The organism is Salmonella sp. SA15303, assembly GCF_029962125.1.
Lineage (GTDB): Bacteria > Pseudomonadota > Gammaproteobacteria > Enterobacterales > Enterobacteriaceae > Salmonella > Salmonella enterica.
This window is the reverse complement of sequence record NZ_CP123924.1, coordinates 3,215,273-3,242,234: the sequence shown is the minus strand read 5'-3', so window position 1 is coordinate 3,242,234 and position 26,962 is coordinate 3,215,273. Positions and strand designations below refer to the sequence as shown.

Here is a 26,962-nt window from a genome sequence, read left to right as displayed (position 1 = left end):
AGCCGGGCTTAACGCTATCCGCTGTTGGGATTTGTTCCTATAATCCCAATGACTTGTATTCAGCAAAGACATCGCACTGGATTAAGATGAAAACGATTGAAGTTGATGATGAACTCTATAGCTATATTGCCAGCCACACCAAGCATATCGGCGAGAGCGCATCCGACATTTTACGGCGTATGTTGAAGTTTTCCGCCACGACACAGCCAACGGCTTCAGCGGTGAAGGGGACGCCTGCGGCGCAACCCGTTGCCGAAGCGAAACCGGTTAACCCGGTAAAAGACAAAGTTCGCGCGATGCGTGAGCTGCTGTTGTCTGACGAATATGCCGAGCAGAAAAAAGCGGTCAACCGCTTTATGCTGATTCTGACTACACTCTATTCACTGGATCACCACGCGTTTGCGGAGGCGACGGAGTCGTTGCATGGCCGCACGCGCGTCTATTTTGCGGCGGATGAACAAACGCTGCTGAAAAATGGGAATCAAACTAAACCTAAGCACGTTCCCGGCACGCCGTACTGGGTGATCACCAACACCAACACCGGCCGTAAATGCAGCATGATCGAACACATCATGCAGTCAATGCAATTCCCGGCGGAATTGATTGAAAAGGTTTGCGGAACAATTTAATCCTTGCATTAGAAGGACCAGGCAATGGCAATCCACAACCGCGCAGGACAACCCGCGCAACAGAGTGATTTGATTAACGTCGCCCAACTGACGGCGCAGTATTATGTACTGAAACCGGAGGCAGGGAATGCAGAACATGCCGTGAAATTTGGCACTTCCGGCCATCGCGGCAGCGCAGGTCGTCACAGTTTCAACGAACCGCATATTCTGGCGATCGCCCAGGCGATTGCTGAAGAGCGGGCGAAAAACGGCATTACCGGCCCCTGCTATGTGGGGAAAGATACCCATGCGCTCTCGGAACCGGCCTTCATTTCCGTGCTGGAAGTGCTGGCGGCAAACGGCGTAGACGTTATCGTGCAGGAAAATAATGGCTTTACGCCAACGCCTGCCGTGTCAAATGCTATCCTGGTCCATAACAAAAAAGGCGGCCCGCTGGCTGATGGTATTGTCATTACGCCGTCGCACAACCCGCCGGAAGATGGCGGTATTAAATATAATCCGCCCAATGGCGGCCCGGCGGACACCAACGTCACTAAAGTGGTAGAAGATCGCGCCAATGCGCTGCTGGCGGATGGCCTGCAAGGCGTTAAGCGCATCTCTCTGGATGCGGCAATGGCCTCGGGCCACGTTAAAGCGGTAGATCTGGTACAGCCATTTGTCGAAGGGCTGGCGGATATCGTTGATATGGCGGCGATTCAGAAAGCCGGTCTGACGCTGGGCGTTGATCCGCTGGGCGGCTCCGGTATTGAATACTGGAAACGTATCGCTGAGCATTACAAGCTTAACCTGACGTTAGTTAACGATCAGGTTGATCAAACCTTCCGCTTTATGCACCTTGATAAAGATGGCGCGATCCGTATGGATTGCTCCTCCGAATGTGCGATGGCGGGTTTGCTGGCGCTGCGTGACAAGTTTGACCTGGCCTTCGCCAACGACCCGGACTACGACCGTCATGGCATCGTGACGCCTGCAGGGCTGATGAACCCGAACCATTATCTGGCGGTCGCCATTAACTATCTGTTCCAGCATCGTCCGCTGTGGGGCAAAGACGTGGCTGTCGGTAAAACGCTGGTCTCTTCCGCGATGATTGACCGCGTGGTGAATGATTTGGGACGCAAGCTGGTAGAAGTGCCGGTTGGCTTCAAATGGTTTGTTGACGGTTTGTTCGACGGCAGCTTTGGTTTCGGCGGGGAAGAGAGCGCGGGCGCTTCGTTCCTGCGTTTCGACGGTACGCCGTGGTCTACCGATAAAGACGGTATCATCATGTGCCTGCTGGCGGCGGAAATCACCGCCGTTACCGGGAAAAACCCGCAAGAGCATTACAATGAACTGGCAGCGCGTTTTGGCGCGCCGAGCTATAACCGTCTGCAGGCGGCAGCGACCTCGGCCCAGAAAGCGGCATTGTCTAAACTGTCTCCGGAAATGGTCAGCGCCAGCACTCTGGCAGGCGACCCGATCACCGCGCGTCTTACCGCAGCGCCGGGTAATGGCGCATCGATTGGCGGCCTGAAGGTAATGACCGACAACGGCTGGTTCGCCGCGCGTCCATCCGGTACGGAAGACGCTTACAAGATCTATTGCGAAAGCTTCCTGGGGGAAGAACATCGTAAGCAGATTGAGAAAGAAGCCGTTGAAATCGTTAGTGAAGTATTGAAAAACGCCTGATGGGCGATATGGAAAGAAAAAGGAGCCGTAAGGCTCCTTTTTTGTATTAACGGCGCTGCGCTTATCAGGCCTGTAAACCGCCTCCAGGCCGGATAAGGCGCTTGTGATATCTGACTTATTCGCTCTGAGTCGCCAGATGTCGGCGGCAGGTGAGGGCGTCGCATTCAATACGCACCACGCAAACCGCTTTCATCATATCTTCCCGATAACTGAAGGTTTTTCCCGGATCGGTCTGGCGCATAATGACGTCCAGGCCGTAGCGCATCTCCTCGCGTGTTTGCAATATCGATGCCAGTCCGGTGGCGAAAACGCTGGTGTAGGCGTAGCTATAATCACAGGGGTCATCGGCACGTAGTAATGCATGGTCGCCGTCCATTTCAATGCATACTGCCGGGTTCTTACGTAACAGACGCATCTTTTTCCCGGTGCGTGCGCCGTGAAAATAAAATATCCAGCGTCCGTTCTGATACTCGTAGCCAAAATTTACGGGGACAACATACGGACAGAGATTGTCGTTAAACCCTATCCGACACACTTCGTGTTTACTGAGAATAGCCAGTATTTCTGCTATATCAGTGACTTCCCGTTCTGGATTACTCATTTCTATTATCTTATTCAAAGTGTGAAAATGCCCGGACTACCGTTACCGCAGCCCGGGCGCGCCATCAGCCGTGTTTATTTTTCAATTCAAAACGCGGTGAGACCAGGCCGTATAACGTCCAGCCGAGGAAGGTCACAATTGAGCCGTACAGCATGGCTTCTTCACCGGAGGAATATAGCGCGTAGAAGCTATACATGGCGCCAACGAAGGCCACGAAGTTAGCGACTTTCGCTTTTGATGACGGCACATTCGCCATTTTCTGAATGATAACCAGCGCGGCCATCGACAGAATATACGGAATAATGTTCGTCACCACCGCCAGGTTAACCAGGACGTTAAACTGACTATTCAGCGACGGGCTAATGGTCATCAGCGACAGGCCAGTCTGAATAATCACAATAATCAACATCCCCTGTACCGGCGCGTCGACTTTCGTTACACGAGAGAAGACTTTCGGGAAATAGCCTTCGTCAGCGGAGGATTTAAAGACCTGAGCGATAGTGAACTGCCAGCCCAGCAGCGAGCCGCAGCAGGACATTACCATCAGCGCCATGATCACTTTACCTACCGCAGGCGTGAACATCTGTGCAAATGCCAGACCAAACGGCGCCGTGGAGTTCGCCAGATCCATGTTCGGCACAATCCCGGCAATCACGTTAGTCGAAACGATATAGATGACCGCCGCGCCCAGCGTACCGCCCAGTACCGCAATGGGGACGTTCTTTTCCGGATTCTCGACCACGTCTGCGTTGGCGCAGGCGGATTCCAGTCCAAGAAATGCCCACAACGTCATGGCGATGGAAGAACCGACCGCGCTAAAGAACGGAACATGGTGCGGGTTCCATGACGCTACGTACATGCTGGGGCTAAACCAGAACCAGCCAATGATGCACAGGCCGACAACCGGAATGATGACGCCCCAAACGGTAACGCTACTGATCTGCCCAGTAATACGCGCGCCGCCAAAGTTTGCGATGGTACAAACCCACAATACGGCGATAGTCGCCAGACCGATCTGGAGCGGCGTCAGCGCGGCGCCGAACAGTTCGGTACCATAGCCGACAGCGGAGATGGCGATAGCCACGTTGGCGATCAGCAGCGAGACGCCGTAGGTATAGTTCGCCATAAAGTTGCCGGATTTACCGAAGGCATATTCGGCGTAACCGCCCATGCCGCCGGATTTACGGCTAAACATACCGCATTTCGCAAACGCCCAGGCCAGTGCCATCGAGCCGACGGCGGTGACCAGCCAGGAGATAATGGATATCGTGCCGACTTCAGACAGTTTGGTCGGTAGCATGATGATCCCGGAGCCCATCATGTTGACCATAGTCAGAATTGTGAGCTGCACGACACCCATTTTATTGGATTTAGGTTTACTCATAATTTTTCCTCCTTCAGCAGGGAGCGCTGCGCGTCACGAGGTTTAATGACGTAGCACCAGACCTGCTTACGGCCGTCGTGTTCTTCGATATAAACGCCCTGCAGTTCAGGCGCAAAGCCCGGCAGCAGGTTGATCCCTTCTTCCAGGGCGCTGAAGTAACGCAGGACAGAACCGCCCCAGATTTCACCCGGAACTACACACAGCACTCCCGGCGGGTAAGGCAGAGCGCCTTCAGCCGCGATACGACCTTCCGCTTCCGGCAGGCGAACCAGTTCGACCTCGCCGCGCAGATAGGCATAGTTGGCCTCTTGCGGATTCATACTGACTTTCGGGAAATGCGATTTACGGAACATCTCTTTTTGCAGCTGTTTCACGTTGTGCCGCGCATAGAGATCGTGCATCTCCTGGCAAAGCTGACGCAGGGTATAGCCGGCATAACGCGCTTCATGCTGTTTGTAGATGGACGGTAATACTTCCGCTAACGGCGCATCAGCTTCCAGCAGTTTTTCGAAACGAGCCAGCAGGGCGACAAGCTGTTGTAACTTCGCCATGTCTTCTGCCGGCGTCAGCAGGAACAGAATGGAGTTGAGGTCGCATTTTTCCGGCACAACGCCGTTCTCGCGCAGGAAGTTGGCGAGGATCGTGGCAGGAACGCCAAAGTCTTCATATTCGCCGCTCGCTGCATTAATGCCCGGTGTGGTGAGCAGCAGTTTGCAAGGGTCGACAAAGTACTGATGTTCGGCATAGCCTTCAAACGCATGCCAGTGTTCTCCCGGAACGAAGTGGAAGAAGCGCAGATCGCTGGCGATCTCTGACGTCGGGTATGACTGCCACGGCTTACCATCAATCAGTTCCGGTACGAACGGACGGATGTGATGACAGTTTTCGAGGATCAATTTACGGGCATCGATGCCGTTAACCACGCAATCCATCCACATATTGCGACCGCTGACGCCTTCGTGCATTTTGGCGTTAACGTCCAGCGCGGCGAACAGCGGATAGAACGGGCTGGTGGAGGCGTGCATCATAAAGGCGTTGTTCATGCGCTTATGCGGAACGTAGCGCGATTGCCCTTTGATATGGCTATCTTTTTTATGGATCTGTGAGGTCTGGGAGAAACCGGCTTGTTGTTTATGAACGGACTGCGTCACCAGAATACCCGGATCGTTTTCGTTCAGTTCCAGCAGCAGCGGCGAACAATCGGCCATCATCGGAATAAATTGTTCATAGCCGACCCAGGCGGAGTCAAACAGGATGTAGTCGCACAGATGACCAATTTTATCGACGACCTGACGGGCGTTATAAATGGTACCGTCGTAGGTGCCTAACTGGATGACGGCCAGACGGAATGGACGTGCTTCGCGGGCACGCTGCGGCGCGACTTCGCTAATCAGCTCGCGCAGGTAATCTTCTTCGAAGCAGTGAGCGTCGATCCCGCCGATAAAACCATACGGGTTACGCGCGGTTTCCAGATAAACTGGCGTTGCGCCCGCCTGCAATAATGCGCCGTGGTGGTTAGATTTGTGGTTGTTACGGTCAAACAGTACCAGATCGCCCGGCGTTAACAGCGCGTTGAGTACGACTTTGTTAGAGGAGGAGGTCCCGTTCAGCACAAAGTAGGTCTTATCGGCGTTAAAGACTTTCGCCGCATGTTGCTGCGCAATGCAAGGCGCGCCTTCGTGAATCAGCAGATCGCCCATCGCCACGTCCGCGTTGCATAGGTCGGAGCGGAAGAGCGTTTCGCCAAAGTATTCCACGAACTGATTACCGGCAGGATGACGGCGGAAGAATTCGCCGCCCTGATGCCCCGGGCAGTCAAATGCGCTGTTGCCCTGGTTGACATAATCCACCAGCGCGCGGAAAAACGGCGGACGTAACTGCGTTTCGTAGTGGCTTGCTGCGGTTTCCAACTGGCGACCATAGAAGGCAGTACGGGATTCATTATATTCGAATACACCAGAGATACGCGGCAAATACTCAGGCGGTACGCGCCCTTCGTCATGAGTCGCGACAAACACGGGAATACCGTAACCCGTTGCGTCGATTTCATCGAGTTTTCCGTGTTCAATGTCGTCGATGGATAACACGATGGCAGCCACGTCGATGAAACGACTCTCATCAACATTTACAATATTACGGTGTGTAGAAAAACAATCCGGGCAATGACGGCTAACGGCAATTTTTAATTCTGACATTTTTCATCTCTTTATTTCAGGTAATAGCAGGCCCTCAATTTCTCGCATGAGAAACTGATTCTTCCGGAAAAAATCAAAGCTATCCCGCTGATAAAAAAATCAGTAAATTAGCTTTATTTTAGATGTAATAAATCCCAACCCGTCCGGTTGCAGGAAATTCAGGATTTAAGGAGTTGAGTACTACGATATACAGGCAGAAACCGCGATAACTAAAATTGCGCCGAGTCGGAATTTCTTCTGTCAAACCACATGGTTAGCTGGCTGGGCGTAAAGGAATTACCGTACTGTCGCTTTTAACAATTCGAGTTATTTAGGCAATAGACCTGAATGACATAAGGGTCGGAAAGACCTGTATGCTGAAGTACCCGTAGCAGAAAAACTACCGGGCATTAAAGAAATGAAAGTCGAAACTATTACGGTGGGCAAACATCATAATATGCGTTGTCCGCCTTATATGGGGCATAAAACGATTATTATTTTCCATTTTGAGGTCCTTTCATTGATTTATTGAAAGCATGGATATTTTATCCAGGAAGCGCCAGCAATCTGTGAACCAGATCAACAAAAAACGATCATTTGAAAAATAATTAGTCGGCGATTATGCATATCGTGCTGTGAAATAACGGATTGTTTCTTAAATGTTAATTATATGTTTTTTATATCCTCCATAAAATATAATATCGCCGCGAAAATAATTATTCGCGACGCCGAAAATAAATGACATAAAAATTAAAAGTTATTTAAAAATAATGAATAGCTATTCACGGCATAAAGCGATAGCCAATTCCGGTTTCGGTAATAAAATGGCGTGGGCGGGTGGGATCTTGTTCCAGTTTCTGGCGTAAATGTCCCATATAGATGCGCAAATAGTGGCTATGCTCCACGGCGTTAGGGCCCCAGACCTGGTTTAATAACTGCCGTTGGGTTAATACCTTGCCGGCATTATTGAGTAATACCGCCAGCAGGCGGAACTCAATCGGCGTCAGATGGATTTCTTCGTCGCCACGGTGGATCAACCGTGCGGCGAGATCGACCGTCACGCCGGAAAAGCGGACGATCGGATCGGCGCTAGAGCTGGCAGCGTGCCGTCGCAGCGCGACACGCAAACGCGCCTGCAACTCGCCAATGCCGAATGGCTTGCTCAGGTAATCATCAGCTCCGGCGTCAAGCGCGGCAATCTTATCGCTTTCTTCGCTGCGGGCGGAAAGGACAATCACCGGTATTGCGCTCCACTGACGCAGGTCGCGAATGAAATCGATTCCGTCGCCGTCCGGCAGGCCGAGATCGAGAATAATCAGATCGGGCTTTCGCGTGGCGGCTTCCAGTAAACCACGTTGTAATGTTTCAGCTTCATACACGCGCAGGCCGTCGCCTTCCAGCGCGGCGCGCAGAAAGCGGCGGATGGCCTGTTCATCTTCAACAATCAGAACGTTTGTCACATATCCTCATGAAAATCATCAAGTTCAGGTGGCTTTCCTTGCGGCAGCGTCACACGGAAACAGGCGCCGCCCTGCGGTCGATTATAGGCGGTAAGCGTGCCGCCGTGTACCTCTACGATAGCATGGCAAATCGCCAGCCCCAGCCCCACGCCGGGGACGGCGGACTCTTTGTTGCCGCGAGCGAATTTATCGAAAATCTTCTGTTCTTGCCCCGCAGGAATACCCGGCCCGTTATCCCAGACATCCAGTTGTAAACGATCGTCCTTAACCGCAGCATCAATGCCGATACTGGCCTGCGGCCCGGCGTACTTAACGGCGTTTTCCAGCAAGTTGATCAGGACGCGCTCAAATAAAGGGCCATCGACATGGATAAGCGTTAACTGTTGCGGCAGCGACAATGTAATCGGATGCAATAAACCCGGCTCTAACATCTGTAACGCGCTACCGACGACCTCTTCCAGCGTCAGCCACTCTTTTTTAAGATTAAACCCGCCGGACTGAATACGCGCCATATCCAGCAAATTATTCACCAGCCGGGTGGTGTTGAGAATATGCTGGCGGATTTCACTGGCCTGACGCGCGTGGGGCGATCCTGCGCTGGCTAGATCCAGCGTCAAAATTTCCGCCTGGCCGAACAATACCGTCAGTGGCGTGCGTAAATCATGCGACAGCGCCGCCAGCAGAGCGTTGCGAATACTTTCGCGCTCGCTGGCGAGACGCGCCTGTTCTTCGCTGGCGGTCAGCGTCAGTCGTTCCAGCGCGTTGGCGACAAGCAGAGTAAATGTTTCCAGCAGGCGTTGCTGCTCCGGCACCATTAACTGACGCAAATTACCCGGTTCGACGATAGCCAGACCGTACGTTTTATCGGCGCTTTTCAGCGGCAGGATTTGATAAGGCACGCCAGGGAGGGTATCGGTGCCTGCGCCGGCAGGCTGGCCTTTATCAAAACTCCAGCGCGCAATTGCGTCGTCCCACGGCGTCATGCCTTGCTGGTGGGTGAGAGGCAGCAACTTACCGTTAGTATCAGGTAATAAAATTTGGCTGCGCGCCTGAAACGTCGAGGCGATAAACCGCTCGCTGGTCGCGGCGATATCATGTTCGCTACGCCCGACGGCCAGCGCTTTAGACATTTCATATAAATGGCGGGTACGCTGTTCCCGATAACGGGCGACGCGCGCCTGATAGCGCACCCCGGCAGTAAGATTGCCAATCACCAGACCAACCGTCAGCATCACGGCAAAGGTCAGCAAATACTGCACGTCCGAAACGGCGAGCGTACCGCGTGGCGCGATAAAAAAGAGATCGAAACTCGCCACGTTAATCACCGTCGCCACCACCGACGGCCAGCGTCCGTAAAGCAGCGCAATCACCACTACGCCCAGCAAATAGAGCATCACCAGATTGGCGGCGTCGAAGGTGACAAGCCACTGCATAGCGATAAGCGTGGTGATGGCGCAAAGCGCTACGGCGACCAGACAGCCCTGAATCTGCCCACGCCATTTCTCTTTAAAAGGTCGGTTATCAGGCGTTTGCGCCAACGCGCGGGCAGGCGGCTCTTCCAGCGCGACGATCACCTGATCGAGATCCGGCGCGCGCCTGGCAAGACGGTCGGCGAAAGCGTCACGTCGCCACCAGCGTCGCGACGCCGGGCGGCCCATGACGATTTTCCCCAGATTATGTTCGCGGGCATAGCGCACGACCGCTTTCTCTTCGGCGGGATCGGACAGGGTGGCGGTTTCCGCGCCAAGCTCCTGCGCCAGGCGCAGCGCGCTTAAAATGGCCCGTCGTTGCTTTTCCGGTAAGCGGTGTAACGTTGGCGTTTCGACATAGACGGCGTGCCAGACGCTGCCGAGCCGGGAGGCCAGACGCGCCGCGGTACGCACCAGTTTTTCGCTGCCGGTGTTATGCCCGATACACAGTAAAATCGCATCGCGGGTATGCCATACTTTTTCTTCGCCCGGATGCGCGCGCCAGGCGCGCATCTGATCGTCCACGCGATCGGCTGTCCGGCGTAGCGCCAGCTCGCGGAGGGCGATCAGATTGCCCTTGCGGAAAAAATGTTCAATAGCGCGTTCCGCCTGGCCGGCTATATACACTTTACCTTCGTTGAGCCGTTGGCGCAGATCGTCGGGCGGCAGATCGACCAGTACGACTTCATCAGCGGCATCAAAAAAGGGATCGGGGACGGTTTCGCGCACCTGAATCCCCGTGACGCCGCTCACCACATCGTTCAGACTTTCCAGATGTTGTACGTTCACGGTGGTGAAAACGTCGATTCCCGCTTCCAGCAGCTCTTCAATATCCTGCCAGCGCTTAGGATGGCGTGAGCCAGGCGCGTTACTGTGCGCCAGCTCATCCATTAAAATCAGCGCCGGACGCCGGGCGAGGGCGGCATCCAGGTCAAATTCGCGAATTTGCCGCCCCCGGTGCGAGTGACGTTTTGGCGGCAGAATGGTCAGCCCGTCAAGTAGCGCGGCGGTCTCTTCACGGCCGTGCGTCTCTACCACGCCGATCACCACATCCAACCCCTGCGCTCGCAGCCGCTGCGCTTGCGCCAGCATCGCCCAGGTTTTTCCGACGCCTGCGCAGGCGCCGAAGAAAATTTTCAACTTCCCCCGGTGGGGCGGGGGCGTTTGTTCCAACAAGCGATCCGGATCAGGACGCAAGGGTTCGTCGTTCATTTCGCTCTGTGTCCCTGTAGCGCATCCAGCGCCAGATTAAGCTCAACAATATTCACCACCGGTTGCCCAAGAAAGCGCGCCAGCGGCCTGTGCGTATATTCTGCAACCAGTTGCGCGACCTGTTCAACGGGAAGCTGGCGAGCCGCCGCCACGCGGGGGATTTGCCATGCCGCGGCGCCGGGCGTCAGATTATTATCCAGCCCGCTTGCCGAGGCCGTCGCCAGCTCAACCGGAACCGCGGAACTCGCCTGGGGGTTAGCGGCGCGTAGCGCGGCGACGCGGGACTGTATTTGCGCATCCAGTTCGGGATTGCTGGCGGCCAGGTTGCTTCCGCCCGACGCCAGTGGATTATAAGGCGTATCGGCGGTGGCGGAGGGCCGGCCATGAAAATAGCCCGCGGCGGTAAACGATTGTCCGATAAGCGCTGAGCCGCGTATCACATTGTCTTTATGAATCAGCGAGCCATTAGCCTGCCAGGGAAACCACCACTGCCCCAGCGCCGTGGTCAGAAGCGGATACACGCCGCCGGTCAATAACAGCAGAAATAACATTGTCGAAAAAGCAGGACGTAAACCGATCATCATACACCTCACGCCAGACCCAGCAGGGTCAGCAGCACATCAATCACTTTGATGCCAATAAACGGCACCACCAGACCACCCAGACCATAGATCCATAAATTACGGCGCAGCATGGCCGATGCGGAAAGCGGCTTATAACTCACGCCTTTTAATGCCAGCGGGATCAGAAAAATAATAATCAGGGCGTTAAAGATCACCGCGCTCAGAATGGCGGAGTTCGGCGAATGCAGCCCCATCACGTTGAGCGCGTTTAGCTGCGGATAGGTAGCGGCAAACGCGGCGGGAATAATGGCGAAATATTTCGCTACATCATTCGCGATACTGAAGGTGGTGAGCGAGCCGCGCGTCATCAGCATCTGCTTACCGATATGCACCACTTCAATCAACTTGGTCGGGTTAGAGTCCAGATCCACCATATTACCGGCTTCTTTCGCCGCCTGGGTGCCGGAGTTCATCGCCACCGCGACGTCAGCCTGCGCCAGCGCCGGGGCATCGTTAGTGCCGTCGCCGGTCATGGCGACCAGCCGTCCTTCCGCCTGATATTGGCGGATCAGCGCCAGCTTGGCTTCCGGCGTGGCTTCGGCAAGAAAATCGTCCACACCGGCCTCGGCGGCAATCGCTGCCGCCGTCAGGCGGTTATCGCCAGTGATCATCACCGTTTTAATGCCCATCTTTCGTAGCTGGGCGAAACGTTCTTTAATGCCGCCTTTAACGATATCCTTGAGGGCGATAACACCCAGTACGCGCGCGCCTTCCACTACCACCAGCGGCGTCGCGCCCAGACGCGCCACGTTCTCGACGTTTTGCTCGACATCGGCGGGAAAATGGCCGCCATTGCTCTCGACATGACGCCGAATCGCGTCCACTGAGCCTTTACGGATCATCCGGTTATCGATATTAATCCCGCTCATGCGGCTTTGCGCGGTAAACGGAACAAAGGTGGCATGAAGCGACTGCACATCGCGTTCACGCAGGTTAAAGCGCTGTTTGGCGAGGATCACAATGCTGCGGCCTTCCGGCGTTTCGTCGGCCAGCGAAGCGAGCTGCGCGGCGTCAGCCAGCGTGCGTTCGTCCACCCCTCGGGCGGGAATAAAATCGGACGCCTGGCGGTTGCCGAGCGTGATAGTGCCGGTTTTATCCAGTAGTAACACGTCGACATCGCCCGCGGCTTCTACGGCGCGGCCGCTGGTGGCGATGACGTTCGCGCCCAACATTCGGCTCATTCCGGCTACGCCAATGGCGGAGAGTAGCCCGCCGATGGTAGTGGGGATCAGGCACACCAGCAACGCCACCAACACGGTGACGCTGACCGCGTTACCGCCCCAGGCGGAGAAGGGCCACAGGGTGGCGGTCGCCAGTAAAAAGACAATGGTCAGGGCGATGAGCAAAATCGTCAGGGCAATCTCGTTAGGCGTTTTCCGCCGCTGCGCGCCTTCCACCATCGCGATCATCCGGTCAAGAAAGGTTTCACCAGGATTGACGCTACAGGCAATCACCAGCCAGTCGGAAAGAATTCGCGTGCCGCCGGTGACAGAGGCGAAATCGCCGCCGGACTCGCGGATCACGGGCGCGGATTCGCCGGTAATCGCACTTTCATCCACCGAGGCGCCGCCTTCGATGACCTCGCCGTCGCAGGGAATAATATCGCCCGCTTTGACCAGGACAATGTCGCCTTTCCGCAGTTCAGCGGCGGGCACGTTATCGGCCTGCGCATCATGGCGCGGGGCGCGCAGGCGGCGAGCGAACGCGGTCTTTTTCACCCCTTTCAGACTGTTTGCCTGGGCTTTGCTGCGGCCTTCCGCCAGCGCTTCGGCAAAATTGGCGAACAGTACGGTGAACCATAACCACAGGCTGATAATCCCTGTAAACAAGGCGCTTCCCGCTATTTGTCCTGTTACCATAGCGAGCGTTAACAGAGTGGTTAGCACGCTGCCGGCCCAGACCACAAACATCACCGGGTTACGCCACTGGGCGCGTGGGCTTAATTTTTTTACGGCATCCGTTAGCGCCTGTACGAGTAAAACAGGTTCAAACAGCGCCAGTTGCTTGCGACTCATATCAATGTACTCCGCATCGCTCAAGGTAAAGAGAAATGTTCCGCTACCGGGCCAAGCGCCAGGGCAGGAATAAACGTCAGCGCGCCGACCAGCAGTACCGTGCCGATGAGCAGTCCAATAAATAGCGCGCCGTGGGTCGCCAGCGTTCCCTGACTGGCCGGCTGTACTTTTTTACTGACCAGCGATCCGGCGATGGCCATGACAGGAATAATCACGCCGAAACGTCCGACGAACATGCAGAACGCCAGCAAACAGTTCCAGAAAGGCGAGTTAGCGCTCAGACCCGCAAAGGCGCTACCGTTGTTGTTGGCGGCAGAGGAGACGGCATATAGCACTTCGCTAAAACCGTGCGGGCCAGGGTTCAGCATTGCGCTGCGTCCGGCATCCGTCATCATCGCCAGCGCCGAACCCAACAAGACCAGCATCGGCGTGACCAGAATCGCCAGCGCGGTCATTTTCATTTCGCGCACGTCGATTTTTTTCCCCAGATACTCCGGCGTGCGACCGATCATCAGCCCCGCGATAAACACCGCCAGCAGGACAAACAGCAACATGCCGTACAGGCCTGAACCGACGCCGCCAAAGACCACTTCGCCAATTTGCATCAGCCACATCGGCACCATACCGCCCAGAGCGGTAAACGAGTCGTGCATGGCATTTACCGCCCCGCAGGACGCCGCGGTCGTGACGACGGCAAACAGGCTGCTGGCCAGCACGCCAAAGCGTGTTTCTTTACCCTCCATGTTGACGCTACTGTCCGCGCCTGCCGCCAACAGATGTGGATTTCCCTGAACTTCCGCCCACATCACTACCGCTACGCAGACCACAAAAATGAATGACATTGCCCACAGTAGCGCGCGTCCCTGACGGCGATCGCCCGCCGCTTCGCCAAAGGCAAAACAGAGCGCGGCTGGAATCAAAAATATCGCCAGCATCTGCGCCAGATTAGTGAGCGCGGTGGGGTTTTCGAACGGATGCGAAGAGTTGGCGTTAAAGAAACCGCCGCCGTTGGTGCCAAGCATTTTGATCGCCTCCTGCGAAGCAACCGGCCCCATCGGCAAGAGTTGTTTAGCGCCTTCAAGGGTGGTGATGGGCTGATAAGCCGACAGGTTTTGCGGTACGCCTTGTTGGATAAAAAACAGCGCGATAATTAACGCGACAGGAAATAATATCCATAGCGTAATGCGTACCAGATCCTGCCAGGCATTACCCAGCGTGTGCACATTCTGGCGCGTAAAGGCGCGGATAAGCGCAAAAACCACCGCAATCCCGGTCGCCGCCGACAGGAAATTTTGCACCGTCAGCCCGGCCATCTGGCTAAAGTAGCTCAGCGTGCTTTCGCCGCTGTAGGCTTGCCAGTTGGTATTGGTGACAAAGCTGACGGCGGTATTCAGCGCCAGATCCCAGGACAGCCCCGGTAGCCGCTGCGGATTTAAGGGCAGCCACTCCTGCCAGAACAACAGGCAAAACAGGATGCCCAGTCCCAGCAGATTGAGCGTCAGTAGCGCCAGTAAATACTGACGCCAGTTCATTTCGTGGTCGGTAATGCCAAGAGTCCGCCAGAGGATACGCTCAACGCCAGCCACGCCCGGCAACGGAACGGCGGCGATGAGCCTTGCCAGGCCCGAACCCAACGGTTTCGCCAGTACCAATAAAATCAGTAAAAAACTGGCGATCAGTAAAAATCCTTGCGCGGCCATCAGAACGCCTCCGCATTAATCAGGGCATAGACCAGATAACCTAAAAGTAAGAAAACCAGCACGATGCCGGTTATCACGCCTGCACTCACAGAGCACCTCCAGTGGCATTGTTTTACTCCTGAGAAAGGTAATTTTTTGGCTGCAAAGATTTCGCAAAAATTGGCGGGCGGAGTGTAAAAAAAGTATAAAAATGGCAAAGACCATTATTTAACTAATGATTAGTATTAATTTAACCTTTTTGTAACTAATTTACGCTTTGAATGTAAATCTGCTGGAAAAGCGTGAAAATAAGTGGTCGGATGAGTAGTAAAATTACACCGAAAGCGGTACTATTTTAATCAGGTAACGAGGTTCAATTTTTCGGTGCTATTCACCGATTCAATCTATACCGGGGCGGATAGCGTCGGTATAAAGGGGGGAAACGTATGGAACACTATAAAGACTATCCGGCGCATGTCATTTTTGCCCGTCGTGCTTTCGCGGTGACCGCAGGCGTGCTGGCGTTGCCGGTGATGCTCTTCTGGAAAGACCGCGCGCGTTTTTATAGTTATCTGCACCGTGTCTGGTCGAAAACCAGTGATAAACCGGTATGGATGGCGCAGGCTGAAAAAGCCACCTGCGACTTTTATTAATCGCGACCAGCCTGAAAAAACCGTCAGCCGCCACGCTGGCGGTTTTTTTATGCGCCAGGGTCTACACTGTTTAACGCTATTCGCCGTGACGTTTTATCTTTCAGGAGTTGTATGCCCACCCATTTAGTCTGGTTCAGGCGCGATCTGCGTTTACAGGATAACCTTGCGCTGGCCGCCGCCTGCCGCGATGCATCCGCGCGGGTGCTGGCGCTTTATATTTCCACCCCCGCGCAGTGGCAGGCCCATGATATGGCGCCGCGGCAGGCGGCATTCATCAGCGCGCAGCTCAATGCGCTACAGGCGGCCCTTGCAGAGAAAGGCATTCCGCTGCTGTTTCATGAAGTGGCGGATTTTAACGCCAGTATTGAAACGGTCAAAAACGTTTGCCGACAGCATGACGTCAGCCATCTGTTTTATAACTATCAGTATGAGTTTAACGAGCGTCAGCGTGATGCGGCGGTGGAAAAAACGCTGCCCTCTGTCATCTGCGAAGGCTTTGACGATAGCGTGATTCTGGCGCCCGGCGCGGTGATGACCGGCAATCATGAAATGTATAAAGTTTTTACGCCGTTTAAAAATGCCTGGTTGAAACGGCTAAAAGAAGATATCCCGCCGTGCGTTCCGGCCCCGAAGATCCGGGTGAGCGGCGCGCTTTCTACACCCTTAACGCCAGTCTCGCTTAACTACCCGCAACAGGCGTTTGACGCCGCGCTTTTCCCGGTGGAAGAAAACGCGGTCATCGCGCAGCTACGTCAGTTTTGCGCGCAGGGCGCAGACGGGTATGAGTCACGGCGGGATTTCCCTGCGGTCGACGGCACCAGTCGGCTTTCCGCCAGCCTGGCGACGGGCGGCCTGTCGCCGCGACAGTGCCTGCACCGATTACTGGCGGAGCAGCCGCAGGCGCTGGACGGCGGGCCGGGAAGCGTCTGGTTGAATGAGCTCATCTGGCGGGAATTTTACCGTCATTTAATGACCTGGTATCCGGCATTATGCAAACACCAGCCGTTTATCCGCTGGACAAAACGCGTCGCGTGGCAGGAAAACCCGCACTATTTTCAGGCATGGCAGAAAGGCGAAACCGGTTATCCCATTGTCGATGCGGCGATGCGCCAGCTTAACGCGACGGGCTGGATGCATAACCGTTTACGCATGATTACCGCCAGCTTTCTGGTAAAAGATCTGTTGATTGACTGGCGGTTGGGGGAGCGCTATTTCATGTCGCAGCTTATTGACGGCGATCTTGCCGCCAATAATGGCGGCTGGCAGTGGGCCGCCTCAACCGGTACTGACGCCGCGCCTTATTTTCGTATTTTTAATCCCACGACTCAGGGAGAGAGGTTCGATCGCGACGGCGAATTTATCCGCCAGTGGCTACCGGCATTACGCGATATCCCTGGAAAAGCGATTCACGAGCCGTGGCGGTGGGCGGAAAAAGCGGGAGTCGTGCTTGATTATCCTCGGCCTATTGTGGAGCACAAACAGGCGAGAATCGCAACGCTTTCCGCCTATGAGGCGGCGAGAAAAGGGGCGTGATACAGGCCCGGTAGCGCAAACTACCGGGCATTCTGCTATCAGGATTCGACGGCCAGCGCGCGGCTTTTGAATTTGAAGGACTGATACAGCCAAATCAGCAGGACAACCCCTACGCAGGCTAACGCGCCCCAGGTGATCTGTTCAAAAACATCCACATAGGCGTTGATGGCGTAATTAACCGCGCCGCTGGCGTCGAAGGCGCTTTGCGAGGTCTGGTCAGCGATGACGCCTGCCAGATAGTTAGCTATCGCGCCGGACAGCAGCATATAAATTCCGGTTAATACGCCGGTGACGCCGGGGATGTCAATGCGCGTAATTTGCGACATGGCGACCGGGTCGATAAACAGCTCGGCAAAGCCCATCACCGCCAGTCCCAGCACCATTAGCGGCATTGAAGAGTGTCCGTAAGCGGCGGACCAGCGTGCGCTCAGGGTCAGAATACAGAATCCGGCGCTCATCAGACCGAGACCCAGCGCGAATTTGCCCCAGATACGCACGGTGCGATTACCGCTTACGCTCTCTTTAACCAGCCAGGCCAGGACGACCCCACACAGCATCACGGCAAAGGCGTTCACCGACTGGAACATGGCGGTAGGAACGGAATAGCCCAGAATATCGCGGTTCACAAAGCGGTCGATATACAGACTGATAGAACTGCCGCCCTGCTGGGCAAACGCCCAGAACAGCATACTGAACAGGGTCAGGGTGACAATCAGCCCCAGTTCTTTGCGCTGTTTGGCCGTTTGCGCCTGGTGATAAATTTTTGCCAGCACGACCAGGCCGATCGCGGTCGCCACGATTAAGGCATAGACAGACCATTCTTTCCAGAACAGAACGGTAATCAGCAACGGCGCCGCTACCAGCAAAATTAACAGCCAGCCCCAGTTCGGCAGCAGGTAGTTTCTGGCGCACAACACGGCTTTATTCACGCCGGTGGTGTGGGTGAAATGACGATTTCCACACAGGAAGATCACTAACCCCGCAAGCATACCAATGGCGGCGAGCGCAAAGCCCATCGCCCAACTGTACTCCTCTTGCACATAGCCGCAGGCGATAGGCGCCACGATCGAACCAATATTGCCCGCTGCGTAAAGCAGCGAGAACCCGCCGTCGCGGCGCGGATCTTCCGGCTGGTACAGTTCGCCCAGCAGGCAGCTAATATTCGATTTAAACAGGCCGTAGCCGCAGACAATGATCGCCAGCGACAGATAAAGGAATGTCGGCGCGATCTCACTGGCGCCCAGCACTAAATGACCTATAGCCATTAAAAATGCGCCCAGCATGACTGCCATTCGGTTGCCAAGCACCTTATCCGCCAGATAGCCGCCAAGAATCGGCGTTACGTAGACCAGCGAACAATAAGCGCTGAATAACTCATAGGCGTGGTTATCGTCGTATTTTAGCTGATTGGTGAGATAAAGAATCAGTAGGGCGCGCATACCATAAAAGCTGAAGTACTCCCAAATTTGCAGGGCGACAACGTAGTAAATAGCGCGGGGTTGAGATGCTTGTTTATTCATCGTATTTCCGGGATAGAGGCACTGCGGCAAGAAAGCGGGCATCTCAGATAATGCCTTTCTTTGTGGGCTTATTAAGCCTGCCGCATCGCCGTGTTTCCTTAAAGTTACCAACATGATACAGAACTGATTTTTTCTGCAATATGCGTTCTGATTGCATAAATATACATGAAATCGATCGTGTTTTGCTAAGTAATTTGCGCCAAACCCGGGGGTGATTGTTTCTTGATGTGTCAAACAAATGTTTATCGACGAACGGCTAACGGGAGGCTATGTTAACGGAGGCTGAACCCGTAACGGGAAAGTAGAACGTGGGTTAAAGGGAGCGATGATGAAAAACACCGAGCTGGAACAACTGATTAACGACAAGCTGAACAGTGCGGCAATAAGCGATTATGCGCCGAATGGTTTACAGGTCGAAGGAAAAGAGACGGTACAGAAAATCGTTACCGGCGTGACCGCAAGTCAGGCGCTGCTCGATGAGGCGGTGCGTTTGCAGGCCGATGCGGTCATTGTTCATCATGGTTACTTCTGGAAAGGCGAGTCTCCGGTTATTCGCGGCATGAAACGCCGTCGCTTAAAAACGTTACTGGCAAATGATATTAACCTTTACGGTTGGCATCTGCCGCTGGATGCGCACCCTGAGCTGGGCAACAATGCGCAGTTGGCGGCGCTATTGGGCATTACCGTGAAAGGAGAAATTGAGCCGCTGGTGCCGTGGGGAGAGCTCTCAATGCCGGTGCCGGGGCTGGAACTGGCCTCATGGATTGAAGCGCGTCTGGGGCGTAAACCGCTATGGTGCGGCGATACCGGGCCAGAGAATGTGCAGCGTGTCGCCTGGTGTACCGGCGGCGGACAAAGTTTTATTGATAGCGCCGCCCGCTTCGGCGTGGATGCTTTTATTACCGGCGAGGTGTCTGAACAGACCATTCATTCCGCACGCGAACAGGGGCTGCATTTTTATGCCGCCGGGCACCATGCCACTGAACGCGGCGGTATTCGCGCCCTGAGCGAATGGTTGAACGAAAACACGGCGTTGGATGTGACGTTTATTGATATCCCTAACCCGGCATAACTGAGAGGTAATAAAGTGCAGCGAGCGCGTTGTTATCTGTTAGGCGAAACGGCAGTCGTCCTGGAACTTGAACCGCCGATTACGCTGGCGAGCCAGAAACGCATCTGGCGTCTGACGCAGCGTCTGGTCGATATGCCGAACGTGGTGGAAGCCATTCCCGGGATGAACAATATCACCGTGATCTTGCGGGAACCGCAAACCCTGGCGCTGGATGCGATTGAGCGTCTGCAGCGCTGGTGGGAAGAGAGCGAGGCGCTGGAGCCGGACTCGCGTTCGGTTGAGATCCCGGTGATCTATGGCGGCGCAGGCGGGCCGGATCTGGCGGCGGTGGCACGGCACAGCGGTTTGAGTGAAAAGCAGGTCGTGGAGCTACATGCCTCCGTTGAGTATGTCGTCTGGTTTTTAGGCTTTCAGCCTGGCTTTCCCTATCTTGGGAATTTACCAGAACCGCTCCATATGCCCAGACGCGCGGAGCCGCGCCTGCAGGTTCCGGCCGGTTCTGTCGGCATCGGCGGCGCGCAGACGGGTATTTATCCATTATCCACGCCGGGCGGCTGGCAGCTGATCGGCCTCACGCCGTTGAAGTTATTCGATCCGATGCGGGAGCCCCCGGTTCTGCTACGCCCTGGCGATAGCGTACGCTTTGTGCCGCAAAAGGAGGGAATATGCTGAATATTATTCGCGCGGGGATTTATACCTCCGTGCAGGATAGCGGGCGTCACGGCTTTCGTCAGTCGGGGCTGAGTCACTGCGGTGCGCTGGATAAACCCGCCTTTCAGACCGCTAATCTCCTGGTCGGGAACGATGCGAATGCCCCGGCGCTGGAAATCACTCTCGGTCAACTGGTTGTCGAATTTGAAAATGAGACCTGGTTCGCTCTTACCGGCGCAGGCTGCGAGGCGCAGTTGGATGATCAACCGGTCTGGACCGGCTGGCGATTGCCGGTAAAAGCGGGTCAGCGTCTTACGCTGCATCGACCGCTTCACGGGATGCGTAGCTATCTGGCGGTGGCGGGCGGTATTGCTGTGCCGGAGGTGATGGGATCGTGTAGTACCGATCTGAAGTCCGGCATCGGTGGGCTGGAAGGACGGCTGCTAAAAGATGGCGATCGGCTGGCGACGGGTAAACCATCGCGACAGTTTAGCGGGCCGCAGGGCGTGAAGCAGTTACTGTGGGGGAATCGCATCCGTGCGCTACCGGGGCCGGAATACCGTGAGTTCGATCGCGCCTCGCAAGAAGCGTTCTGGCGTTCGCCGTGGCAGCTCAGTCCGCAAAGTAATCGCATGGGCTATCGTTTGCAGGGACAATCGTTAACGCGGACAACGGATCGCGAACTGCTGTCGCACGGTTTGCTGCCCGGTGTCGTGCAGGTGCCTTACAACGGCCAACCTATTGTGTTAATGAATGATGCCCAGACAACTGGCGGCTATCCGCGCATTGCCTGCATCATCGAGGCAGATATGTACCATCTGGCGCAGATCCCGCTAGGACAACCGATCCATTTTGTGCAATGTTCGCTGGAAGAGGCGCTCAACGCGCGCCGCGAGCGTCAGCGCTATCTGGAACAGCTTACCTGGCGACTTCAGCATGAACATTGATTTAAATGCGGATGTGGGCGAAGGTTGCGCCAGCGACAGCGAATTATTAACGCTGGTCTCCTCCGCCAATATCGCCTGTGGTTTTCACGCCGGTGATGCGCAAACCATGCTGACCTGTGTGCGCGAGGCGCTGAAAAACGGCGTGGCGATCGGCGCGCATCCCAGCTTTCCGGATCGGGATAATTTTGGGCGGACGGCGATGGTTTTGCCGCCGGAAACGGTATACGCCCAGACGCTGTACCAAATCGGCGCGCTGGGGGCGATTGTCCAGGCGCAAGGCGGCGTGATGCGCCATGTCAAACCGCACGGTATGCTCTATAACCAGGCGGCGAAAGATCCTCATCTGGCACAGGCGATTGCGAAAGCGGTACACGACTATGATCCGTCACTGATACTGGTTGGACTGGCGGGAAGTGAGCTGATCCGGGCCGGTGAGCGCCATCGCCTGGTGACGCGGCAGGAGGTGTTTGCCGATCGCGGCTATCAGGCCGACGGTAGCCTGGTGCCGCGCATGCAACCTGGCGCGCTGATTCACGATGAAGAGCAGGCGCTGGCGCAAACGCTGGATATGGTACAAGCCGGGAGAGTGAAAAGCGTTACTGGCGTGTGGACGACTGTCACGGCGCAAACGGTGTGCATTCATGGCGACGGCGAGTATGCGCTTGCATTCGCTCGCAGGCTACGCGCCGCGTTCAATGCGCGTAATATACACGTTATTGCCTGAGAGCCCGACGATTGAAGCTATTATATTACGGCTGCTAAAAATTATCGTGTTCTGTTCTCTTAATGTCAGGAAGAGGGATTTATTCAATACTATATAAATCCCCTTATAATATATTATTTTAAAAATAACCAAGTGATGCTGTAATAGCCAGTATGATGAGCTTATTGCTGTTAGCAGCAGAGTTTTTGAAAATCATTATGATATTGTTAGCTATCGCCATCTAATCAAACCTCCGGGGCGGGTAAACTACCTGACTCTTTATTACCCCTTTCTGATTGATTTACCTCACGATAGCCTCATTTTTAGCATTTATATTCCTCATCATGACGACTTATCAGGAGATTGAAGCCAGATTGATTCGCTGTTTCACTATCACGTCATGGATAGCGTGCCAGATTGCCAGCTATATGGATTTTAAGCTGTTTACGCATAGCAACTTTTTTAGCGAAAATTAAACTCATCTGATCAGTGATTTTTTAGTATATTACTCATTTTGTTATGATGGATTTGTTTTGTGAAAAGAAAATATCTTACGCAAGAAGAGATTGAAAAACTGCTGTCAGCGACCGACAGAATGCCCTTCCCGGAAAGAAACCGCTGCTTAATCCTGATGGCGTTTATTCACGGCTTCCGGGCCAGTGAGCTGCTGGGGCTGCGCTTGTCGGATATTGATCTTGCAGGAAGACAGCTTTATATCCGGCGCCTCAAAAATGGCTTTTCAACGTGTCACCCCCTCCTTCCCGATGAGTATAACGTACTGAAAAGCTGGCTCAGGGCCAGGAAGTATCTTGAGAAAGGGGCTGACGGAGACTGGCTGTTCCTGTCGCTACGACGGCATCCGCTCAGCAGGCAACAATTTTTTTACATACTTCGTGAGGCAGGGCGGTTGGCCGAATTAACGATAGCGCCACATCCTCATATGCTGCGACATGCCTGCGGCTACGCCCTTGCTGATAAAGGGATTGATACACGACTCATACAGGACTATCTGGGGCACAGGAATATCCAGCACACCGTAAGATACACCGCAAGTAACGCCGGGCGTTTTCATGGAATATGGCGAAAAAAACGTCGAGTATAACCGTACGTTCTGATTCAAAAAGTTAAGTCCGCTTCGCGCTTTCATCATCCTCTCAGATTTACCCCTTCCACACAAGAGTCATGCAATCGTAATCTCTTGCTTATTAAGGAGTTATCCATATAACAATAAAAAAACTAAGGGAAAATTCACCTGGTCCAACCAGCACTATGCTGTATCCATTTTTGTCCTGCCTGCACAAAATGTTAATTTTAAGTATTAAAAAAACGTATTAAATAATATTTAATGCTGATTAATTATCATATCAAAGAATTAAATCCTTTATTTTACTTTTTGAATCATATTGTTAAATCACAGAGAAATCTGTTCAGGGAAAGCTGATTTACATAATCAACATATAAATCAATAGATTACTGTGTTTTCTATTTGTCATTTTGTACTCCGCACAGGGCAGAATTACCCTGCGGCAGGAGCATTTACTACCAGGGGGACTGACGGCCTGTGCAGCCGAAAAGCAGAACCGGACAGGGTGTCAGAGTGCTGTGTTTAGATAGGGCCAGACGTCATTTTTCATACAGACATGGAATGGCTCCCGGTCCACGAAAGGGTGCGGACATGTTGTTTCCACAACACGAAGCTGCCGTTGCTGGCGCAGTGCCGGGTCGGCAATGGCCAGAGGAGAACAATCTGATGACGCAAGAATATGCGGAAATATCCACCGGAAGGGGGGGCACCAGTAAGTGCCGGTACAGTATGGGGGCGAAAATATTTTTGCTCCTGCTGGCGGTCTCCACCGTCGCAGCGTTGTTCAGCCTGTATCAGGTTCTGACGTACTGATATGCAGACGTTAACCAGAGTACTGCCGCCTCTCCGGCTGATTATGTTTTGTCAGTCAGGCGAAAATCCTGCGCAGTTTCCGGATACCGGTGGCCTTTGCGTGGAGGACTGCGTTCGTCTCAGGACACCAGAAGGGCTGCTGGATCGGTTGCGTCGGTGGCCCGGCGCGATGGTGATATCCGCCGGACGGCCATCAACCCAGCTTCTGCTGTGGCAACAGGTTTTTCAGCGTTATCCGCGGACAGTGGTTTTTTGCAGCAGTAACGCGTTTTTACCGGTTGACGTCAGCGTGGAAGGTTACTTCCGCCATCTGAGGCTGATTAAACGCGCCATGTCGGTAAGGGTTCTGGCCAGAATGGCTGAGCTTGCCATATGGTCATCACTACAGACATCGCCTTACGAGGAGGAGATGAAAAGCGCGTTGAGCGTGCCGGAGCTGGTGATGGAGATAAACAGCCGCACGCTGGTCAGGTTACTGTCAGAGCGTCTGCCAAAACAGGGACGGCGGGTGCTGGGATTACTGTTGTCAGGCTGTAGCCCGGAAATGACGGCCCGTATGCTGGGAACCGGCGTGAGGCAGGTCTGGCTCGCGGAGCAGACGCTGAAACAACGCTGGGATATCCCGACAGGAGTACCGCTATCTGATGCGGTAAGAATAAGGATACCGGACGTCGGTCCGGACATCAGTCAACAGAGTGGGTTGGTAAAAACTGGGGCCGGTAACGCACCGGATTTATGCTGACAGCATATTTACATCATGCCGCGCGGTATTCAGACCCATAATGTTGCGTTCTGAATGAGTTATCTTCACAAAATAAATATGGCAATCATCGTTGTCCGGAAATACCGCATAACGTGTGACATTAATGAATCTGTAATCAGTGCGAGGGTTTACGCGCTGTGGCGGTAGCGTGGAATTATCTGGATGCGTTGAGTAAATTTCACTTTACCCTTCTGATATAAATGAAAATGGTTCTGGATAAACTATCTAATATTATCTGTGTCTGCGAACAGAGTGACAAAAATAATGCAACGTAAAAAGATACTAATTGTAGGTGCGGGCCTTTCAGGCGCAGTAATAGCACGCCAGTTAGCCGAGCAGGGACATGTAGTCAATATTATTGATCAACGTTCGCATATCGGTGGTAACGCTTATGATGCCCGAGATGAGCACACGGGTATTATGGTGCACGTTTATGGTCCTCATATTTTTCATACTGATAATGAAACTGTATGGAATTATGTAAATAAATACGCTGAGATGATGCCTTATATCAATAAGGTTAAGGCCACAGTAAATGGTCAGGTATTTTCTCTACCTATCAATCTTCATACCATCAATCAATTTTTTGGTGTCGCCTGCTCACCTGATGACGCCAGGAAATTACTGCTTCAAAAATGTGATAGCACCATTCTGGAACCACAAAATTTTGAGCAACAGGCCTTGCGTTTCATTGGTAAAGAGTTATATGAAGCCTTTTTTAAAGGTTATACCATTAAACAATGGGGGCTTCATCCTTCCGCGTTACCCGCTTCTGTATTGAAACGTATCCCTGTTCGTTTTAATTATGATGATAACTATTTCAATCATAAGTTTCAGGGAATACCAAAATTTGGTTATACACAAATGGTCAAGTCCATTGTCGAACACGAAAATATCGCTGTTGAACTATGTCGCTCCTTCACTCAGGAAATGCGGACAAATTATGATCATGTTTTTTTCAGTGGCGCGCTGGATGCCTTTTACTCCTGTCAATATGGCCGACTGGAATATCGTACATTAGACTTTAAAAAAATAATTTGCCAGAGTGATTATCAAGGATGCGCAGTAATGAATTATTGTTCAATAGATACTCCTTATACTCGGATTACTGAGCACAAATATTTTTCTCCGTGGGAGAGACATGAAGCTTCAATATGTTATCAAGAATATAGTCGGGAATGTGAAGCTGGTGATATACCCTACTATCCTGTTCGCAGGGCAGATAAAATGGATTTACTGAATAAATATCTGTCGCGGGCTAAAAAAGAAAAAAATATTACTTTCATTGGTCGTCTTGGCACTTATCGTTATCTCGATATGGACATCACGATAGCTGAAGCATTACAGACGGCGGACGTATACTTAACGTCGCTATATGAACAAAAAGAAATGCCAGCTTTTACAGTTACCGTTTGATGAAGTGTACAGCGCTAATCGTAACTTTTAATCGTCTTGAAAAATTAAAAAAAAGTGTGCGAGAGACTGTTAAGGCGGGTTTTTCCTCTATTGTTATCGTTAATAATGGCTCAAGCGACGGTACCAGGGAATGGCTTTCTTCATTAAGTGAACCTGGCATCACGATACTTAATCTTAAAGATAATCTTGGTGGTGCTGGCGGATTTAAAGTAGGTAGTCAATATATATGCTCATATAGTAATGCCGATTGGGTATTTTTCTATGATGATGATGCTTACCCGGAAATTAATATTTTAAAGCATTTCTCGTTATTAGATACATCAAGTTACCGTATATTTGCGTCGCGAGTTCAGGACACCTATGGGCGGTCTTGTCGGATGAATTTGCCTTTCATTAGGGTCCCATCTACGGTGTTTGAGACTATTTATTATGCGATGCGCCCAGAGAGGTTTTCTCCAGTAAGAACTCAGGTTACTGATGTTCAAACTGTGTCATTCGTTGGTATGATTATTGATCGAAAGGTATTGAATAACCATCTTAACGATATCCATGATGAACTTTTCCTTTATTATGATGATTTTTTCTTTGGTTATAAGCTAGTATTGTCCGGGCAGAAAATTCGTTACTCCCCAGAAATTAAATTTATTCATGATATCTCTATTCATGGAAGGTGTATCTGCCCCGAATGGAAAGTATATTATCTTTGTAGAAATTTGTTGCTGCTGAGAAAACTTTTACCCGTTCCCAGGATATTCAGTGTTCTTTCTATAGTATTACGCCTCTCTAAATATCTCGCCATATTACCATGGCAGCGTAAGAAATTTCGTTATCTATATTTTATCTGGCAGGGAATACTTCATGGACTTAAAGGTATTAGTGGGAAATATCATTAGCAG

Annotated in this window: 25 protein-coding genes; 14 read left to right on the top strand and 11 right to left on the bottom strand. The window is 53.0% G+C overall.

Features of this window, described 5'->3' with window-relative positions:
- Positions 1-86 precede the first annotated feature (86 nt).
- Both seqA and pgm read left to right on the top strand, forming a co-directional pair.
- Positions 87-629: a replication initiation negative regulator SeqA gene (gene seqA / locus QEN31_RS15985; protein WP_000848395.1), complete on the top strand. Its 543-nt coding sequence runs from the start codon at positions 87-89 to the stop codon at positions 627-629.
- A 24-nt stretch (positions 630-653) separates the two neighbouring features.
- The gene (pgm, locus tag QEN31_RS15980) at positions 654-2,294 is read left to right on the top strand and encodes a phosphoglucomutase (alpha-D-glucose-1,6-bisphosphate-dependent) (protein WP_000974372.1); all 1,641 of its coding nucleotides are present in this window, start codon (positions 654-656) and stop codon (positions 2,292-2,294) included.
- Positions 2,295-2,409: 115 nt separating this feature from the next.
- On the opposite strand, the gene QEN31_RS15975 is transcribed toward pgm, so the two are convergent.
- The 10 genes from QEN31_RS15975 to kdpF form a co-directional block, all read right to left on the bottom strand.
- Positions 2,410-2,895: a pyridoxamine 5'-phosphate oxidase family protein gene (locus QEN31_RS15975; RefSeq protein ID WP_000070056.1), complete on the bottom strand. Its 486-nt coding sequence runs from the start codon at positions 2,893-2,895 to the stop codon at positions 2,410-2,412.
- Between the two features lie 64 nt (positions 2,896-2,959).
- Positions 2,960-4,279, bottom strand: coding sequence for a putrescine-ornithine antiporter (potE, locus tag QEN31_RS15970; RefSeq protein ID WP_000042658.1), 1,320 nt, complete (start codon positions 4,277-4,279; stop codon positions 2,960-2,962).
- Positions 4,276-6,474 (bottom strand): ornithine decarboxylase SpeF, encoded by a 2,199-nt coding sequence (gene speF, locus QEN31_RS15965; protein WP_001292402.1) that lies wholly within the window; start codon positions 6,472-6,474, stop codon positions 4,276-4,278. The genes potE and speF overlap by 4 nt, the downstream gene beginning before the upstream one ends.
- 379 nt (positions 6,475-6,853) lie before the next feature.
- Entirely contained in the window at positions 6,854-6,958 is a 105-nt protein-coding gene (speFL, locus tag QEN31_RS15960; protein ID WP_015632840.1) for a leader peptide SpeFL, read from the bottom strand.
- Between the two features lie 277 nt (positions 6,959-7,235).
- Entirely contained in the window at positions 7,236-7,913 is a 678-nt protein-coding gene (gene kdpE / locus QEN31_RS15955) for a two-component system response regulator KdpE (protein WP_064239921.1), read from the bottom strand.
- Positions 7,910-10,594, bottom strand: coding sequence for a two-component system sensor histidine kinase KdpD (kdpD, locus tag QEN31_RS15950; RefSeq protein WP_000997473.1), 2,685 nt, complete (start codon positions 10,592-10,594; stop codon positions 7,910-7,912). The genes kdpE and kdpD overlap by 4 nt, the downstream gene beginning before the upstream one ends.
- The gene (gene kdpC, locus QEN31_RS15945; RefSeq protein ID WP_001518103.1) at positions 10,591-11,175 is read right to left on the bottom strand and encodes a potassium-transporting ATPase subunit KdpC; all 585 of its coding nucleotides are present in this window, start codon (positions 11,173-11,175) and stop codon (positions 10,591-10,593) included. The genes kdpD and kdpC overlap by 4 nt, the downstream gene beginning before the upstream one ends.
- 8 nt (positions 11,176-11,183) lie before the next feature.
- Complete coding sequence (kdpB, locus tag QEN31_RS15940) at positions 11,184-13,232, bottom strand: potassium-transporting ATPase subunit KdpB (RefSeq protein WP_000088026.1); 2,049 nt, start codon at positions 13,230-13,232, stop codon at positions 11,184-11,186.
- A gap of 20 nt (positions 13,233-13,252) precedes the next feature.
- Entirely contained in the window at positions 13,253-14,932 is a 1,680-nt protein-coding gene (kdpA, locus tag QEN31_RS15935; protein ID WP_000730078.1) for a potassium-transporting ATPase subunit KdpA, read from the bottom strand.
- A complete protein-coding gene (gene kdpF / locus QEN31_RS15930) occupies positions 14,932-15,021 on the bottom strand; it encodes a K(+)-transporting ATPase subunit F (RefSeq protein WP_001670793.1) in 90 nt (29 codons plus the stop codon). The genes kdpA and kdpF overlap by 1 nt, the downstream gene beginning before the upstream one ends.
- 336 nt (positions 15,022-15,357) lie before the next feature.
- Between kdpF and QEN31_RS15925 the strand changes: the two genes are divergently transcribed.
- Together QEN31_RS15925 and phrB are read left to right on the top strand one after the other, a co-directional pair.
- Positions 15,358-15,564, top strand: coding sequence for a YbfA family protein (locus QEN31_RS15925; RefSeq protein WP_000401435.1), 207 nt, complete (start codon positions 15,358-15,360; stop codon positions 15,562-15,564).
- 111 nt (positions 15,565-15,675) lie between these two features.
- Positions 15,676-17,097, top strand: coding sequence for a deoxyribodipyrimidine photo-lyase (gene phrB, locus QEN31_RS15920; RefSeq protein ID WP_001142011.1), 1,422 nt, complete (start codon positions 15,676-15,678; stop codon positions 17,095-17,097).
- A 38-nt stretch (positions 17,098-17,135) separates the two neighbouring features.
- On the opposite strand, the gene QEN31_RS15915 is transcribed toward phrB, so the two are convergent.
- Positions 17,136-18,617, bottom strand: coding sequence for an MFS transporter (locus QEN31_RS15915; protein WP_001041122.1), 1,482 nt, complete (start codon positions 18,615-18,617; stop codon positions 17,136-17,138).
- Positions 18,618-18,945: 328 nt separating this feature from the next.
- On the opposite strand from QEN31_RS15915, the gene ybgI reads away from it, so the two are divergent.
- The 10 genes from ybgI (at position 18,946) to QEN31_RS15865 (ending at position 26,959) form a co-directional block, all read left to right on the top strand.
- Entirely contained in the window at positions 18,946-19,689 is a 744-nt protein-coding gene (gene ybgI, locus QEN31_RS15910) for a radiation resistance protein YbgI (RefSeq protein ID WP_000798844.1), read from the top strand.
- A gap of 15 nt (positions 19,690-19,704) precedes the next feature.
- The gene (gene pxpB / locus QEN31_RS15905) at positions 19,705-20,361 is read left to right on the top strand and encodes a 5-oxoprolinase subunit PxpB (protein WP_001188371.1); all 657 of its coding nucleotides are present in this window, start codon (positions 19,705-19,707) and stop codon (positions 20,359-20,361) included.
- Positions 20,355-21,287: a 5-oxoprolinase subunit PxpC gene (gene pxpC / locus QEN31_RS15900; protein ID WP_000932044.1), complete on the top strand. Its 933-nt coding sequence runs from the start codon at positions 20,355-20,357 to the stop codon at positions 21,285-21,287. Before pxpB ends, pxpC begins: the two co-directional genes overlap by 7 nt.
- The gene (pxpA, locus tag QEN31_RS15895; RefSeq protein ID WP_001017922.1) at positions 21,277-22,011 is read left to right on the top strand and encodes a 5-oxoprolinase subunit PxpA; all 735 of its coding nucleotides are present in this window, start codon (positions 21,277-21,279) and stop codon (positions 22,009-22,011) included. Before pxpC ends, pxpA begins: the two co-directional genes overlap by 11 nt.
- Positions 22,012-22,334: 323 nt before the next feature.
- Positions 22,335-22,466: a hypothetical protein gene (locus tag QEN31_RS15890; RefSeq protein ID WP_001521652.1), complete on the top strand. Its 132-nt coding sequence runs from the start codon at positions 22,335-22,337 to the stop codon at positions 22,464-22,466.
- A gap of 59 nt (positions 22,467-22,525) precedes the next feature.
- Positions 22,526-23,092: a tyrosine-type DNA invertase gene (locus QEN31_RS15885; RefSeq protein WP_000824704.1), complete on the top strand. Its 567-nt coding sequence runs from the start codon at positions 22,526-22,528 to the stop codon at positions 23,090-23,092.
- A 459-nt stretch (positions 23,093-23,551) separates the two neighbouring features.
- Positions 23,552-23,887 carry a hypothetical protein gene (locus QEN31_RS15880; RefSeq protein WP_001182680.1) on the top strand — a complete coding sequence of 112 codons (336 nt, stop codon included), beginning with the start codon at positions 23,552-23,554 and terminating at the stop codon, positions 23,885-23,887.
- Position 23,888: 1 nt separating this feature from the next.
- Positions 23,889-24,629 (top strand): hypothetical protein, encoded by a 741-nt coding sequence (locus QEN31_RS15875; protein ID WP_001194237.1) that lies wholly within the window; start codon positions 23,889-23,891, stop codon positions 24,627-24,629.
- 285 nt (positions 24,630-24,914) lie between these two features.
- Positions 24,915-26,066: a UDP-galactopyranose mutase gene (gene glf / locus QEN31_RS15870; RefSeq protein ID WP_001524621.1), complete on the top strand. Its 1,152-nt coding sequence runs from the start codon at positions 24,915-24,917 to the stop codon at positions 26,064-26,066.
- Positions 26,063-26,959: a glycosyltransferase gene (locus QEN31_RS15865; RefSeq protein WP_000973922.1), complete on the top strand. Its 897-nt coding sequence runs from the start codon at positions 26,063-26,065 to the stop codon at positions 26,957-26,959. The genes glf and QEN31_RS15865 overlap by 4 nt, the downstream gene beginning before the upstream one ends.
- Positions 26,960-26,962 lie beyond the last annotated feature (3 nt).

What these genes read in the sequence shown, in the direction of transcription:
- seqA (WP_000848395.1), top strand. Translation starts at nt 87, where the DNA reads ATGAAAACGATTGAAGTTGATGATGAACTCTATAGCTATATTGCCAGC.
- pgm (WP_000974372.1), top strand. Translation starts at nt 654, where the DNA reads ATGGCAATCCACAACCGCGCAGGACAACCCGCGCAACAGAGTGATTTG.
- QEN31_RS15975 (WP_000070056.1), bottom strand. Translation starts at nt 2,895, where the DNA reads ATGAGTAATCCAGAACGGGAAGTCACTGATATAGCAGAAATACTGGCT.
- potE (WP_000042658.1), bottom strand. Translation starts at nt 4,279, where the DNA reads ATGAGTAAACCTAAATCCAATAAAATGGGTGTCGTGCAGCTCACAATT.
- speF (WP_001292402.1), bottom strand. Translation starts at nt 6,474, where the DNA reads ATGTCAGAATTAAAAATTGCCGTTAGCCGTCATTGCCCGGATTGTTTT.
- speFL (WP_015632840.1), bottom strand. Translation starts at nt 6,958, where the DNA reads ATGGAAAATAATAATCGTTTTATGCCCCATATAAGGCGGACAACGCAT.
- kdpD (WP_000997473.1), bottom strand. Translation starts at nt 10,594, where the DNA reads ATGAACGACGAACCCTTGCGTCCTGATCCGGATCGCTTGTTGGAACAA.
- kdpC (WP_001518103.1), bottom strand. Translation starts at nt 11,175, where the DNA reads ATGATCGGTTTACGTCCTGCTTTTTCGACAATGTTATTTCTGCTGTTA.
- kdpB (WP_000088026.1), bottom strand. Translation starts at nt 13,232, where the DNA reads ATGAGTCGCAAGCAACTGGCGCTGTTTGAACCTGTTTTACTCGTACAG.
- kdpA (WP_000730078.1), bottom strand. Translation starts at nt 14,932, where the DNA reads ATGGCCGCGCAAGGATTTTTACTGATCGCCAGTTTTTTACTGATTTTA.
- QEN31_RS15925 (WP_000401435.1), top strand. Translation starts at nt 15,358, where the DNA reads ATGGAACACTATAAAGACTATCCGGCGCATGTCATTTTTGCCCGTCGT.
- phrB (WP_001142011.1), top strand. Translation starts at nt 15,676, where the DNA reads ATGCCCACCCATTTAGTCTGGTTCAGGCGCGATCTGCGTTTACAGGAT.
- QEN31_RS15915 (WP_001041122.1), bottom strand. Translation starts at nt 18,617, where the DNA reads ATGAATAAACAAGCATCTCAACCCCGCGCTATTTACTACGTTGTCGCC.
- ybgI (WP_000798844.1), top strand. Translation starts at nt 18,946, where the DNA reads ATGAAAAACACCGAGCTGGAACAACTGATTAACGACAAGCTGAACAGT.
- pxpC (WP_000932044.1), top strand. Translation starts at nt 20,355, where the DNA reads ATGCTGAATATTATTCGCGCGGGGATTTATACCTCCGTGCAGGATAGC.
- pxpA (WP_001017922.1), top strand. Translation starts at nt 21,277, where the DNA reads ATGAACATTGATTTAAATGCGGATGTGGGCGAAGGTTGCGCCAGCGAC.
- QEN31_RS15890 (WP_001521652.1), top strand. Translation starts at nt 22,335, where the DNA reads ATGACGACTTATCAGGAGATTGAAGCCAGATTGATTCGCTGTTTCACT.
- QEN31_RS15875 (WP_001194237.1), top strand. Translation starts at nt 23,889, where the DNA reads ATGCAGACGTTAACCAGAGTACTGCCGCCTCTCCGGCTGATTATGTTT.
- glf (WP_001524621.1), top strand. Translation starts at nt 24,915, where the DNA reads ATGCAACGTAAAAAGATACTAATTGTAGGTGCGGGCCTTTCAGGCGCA.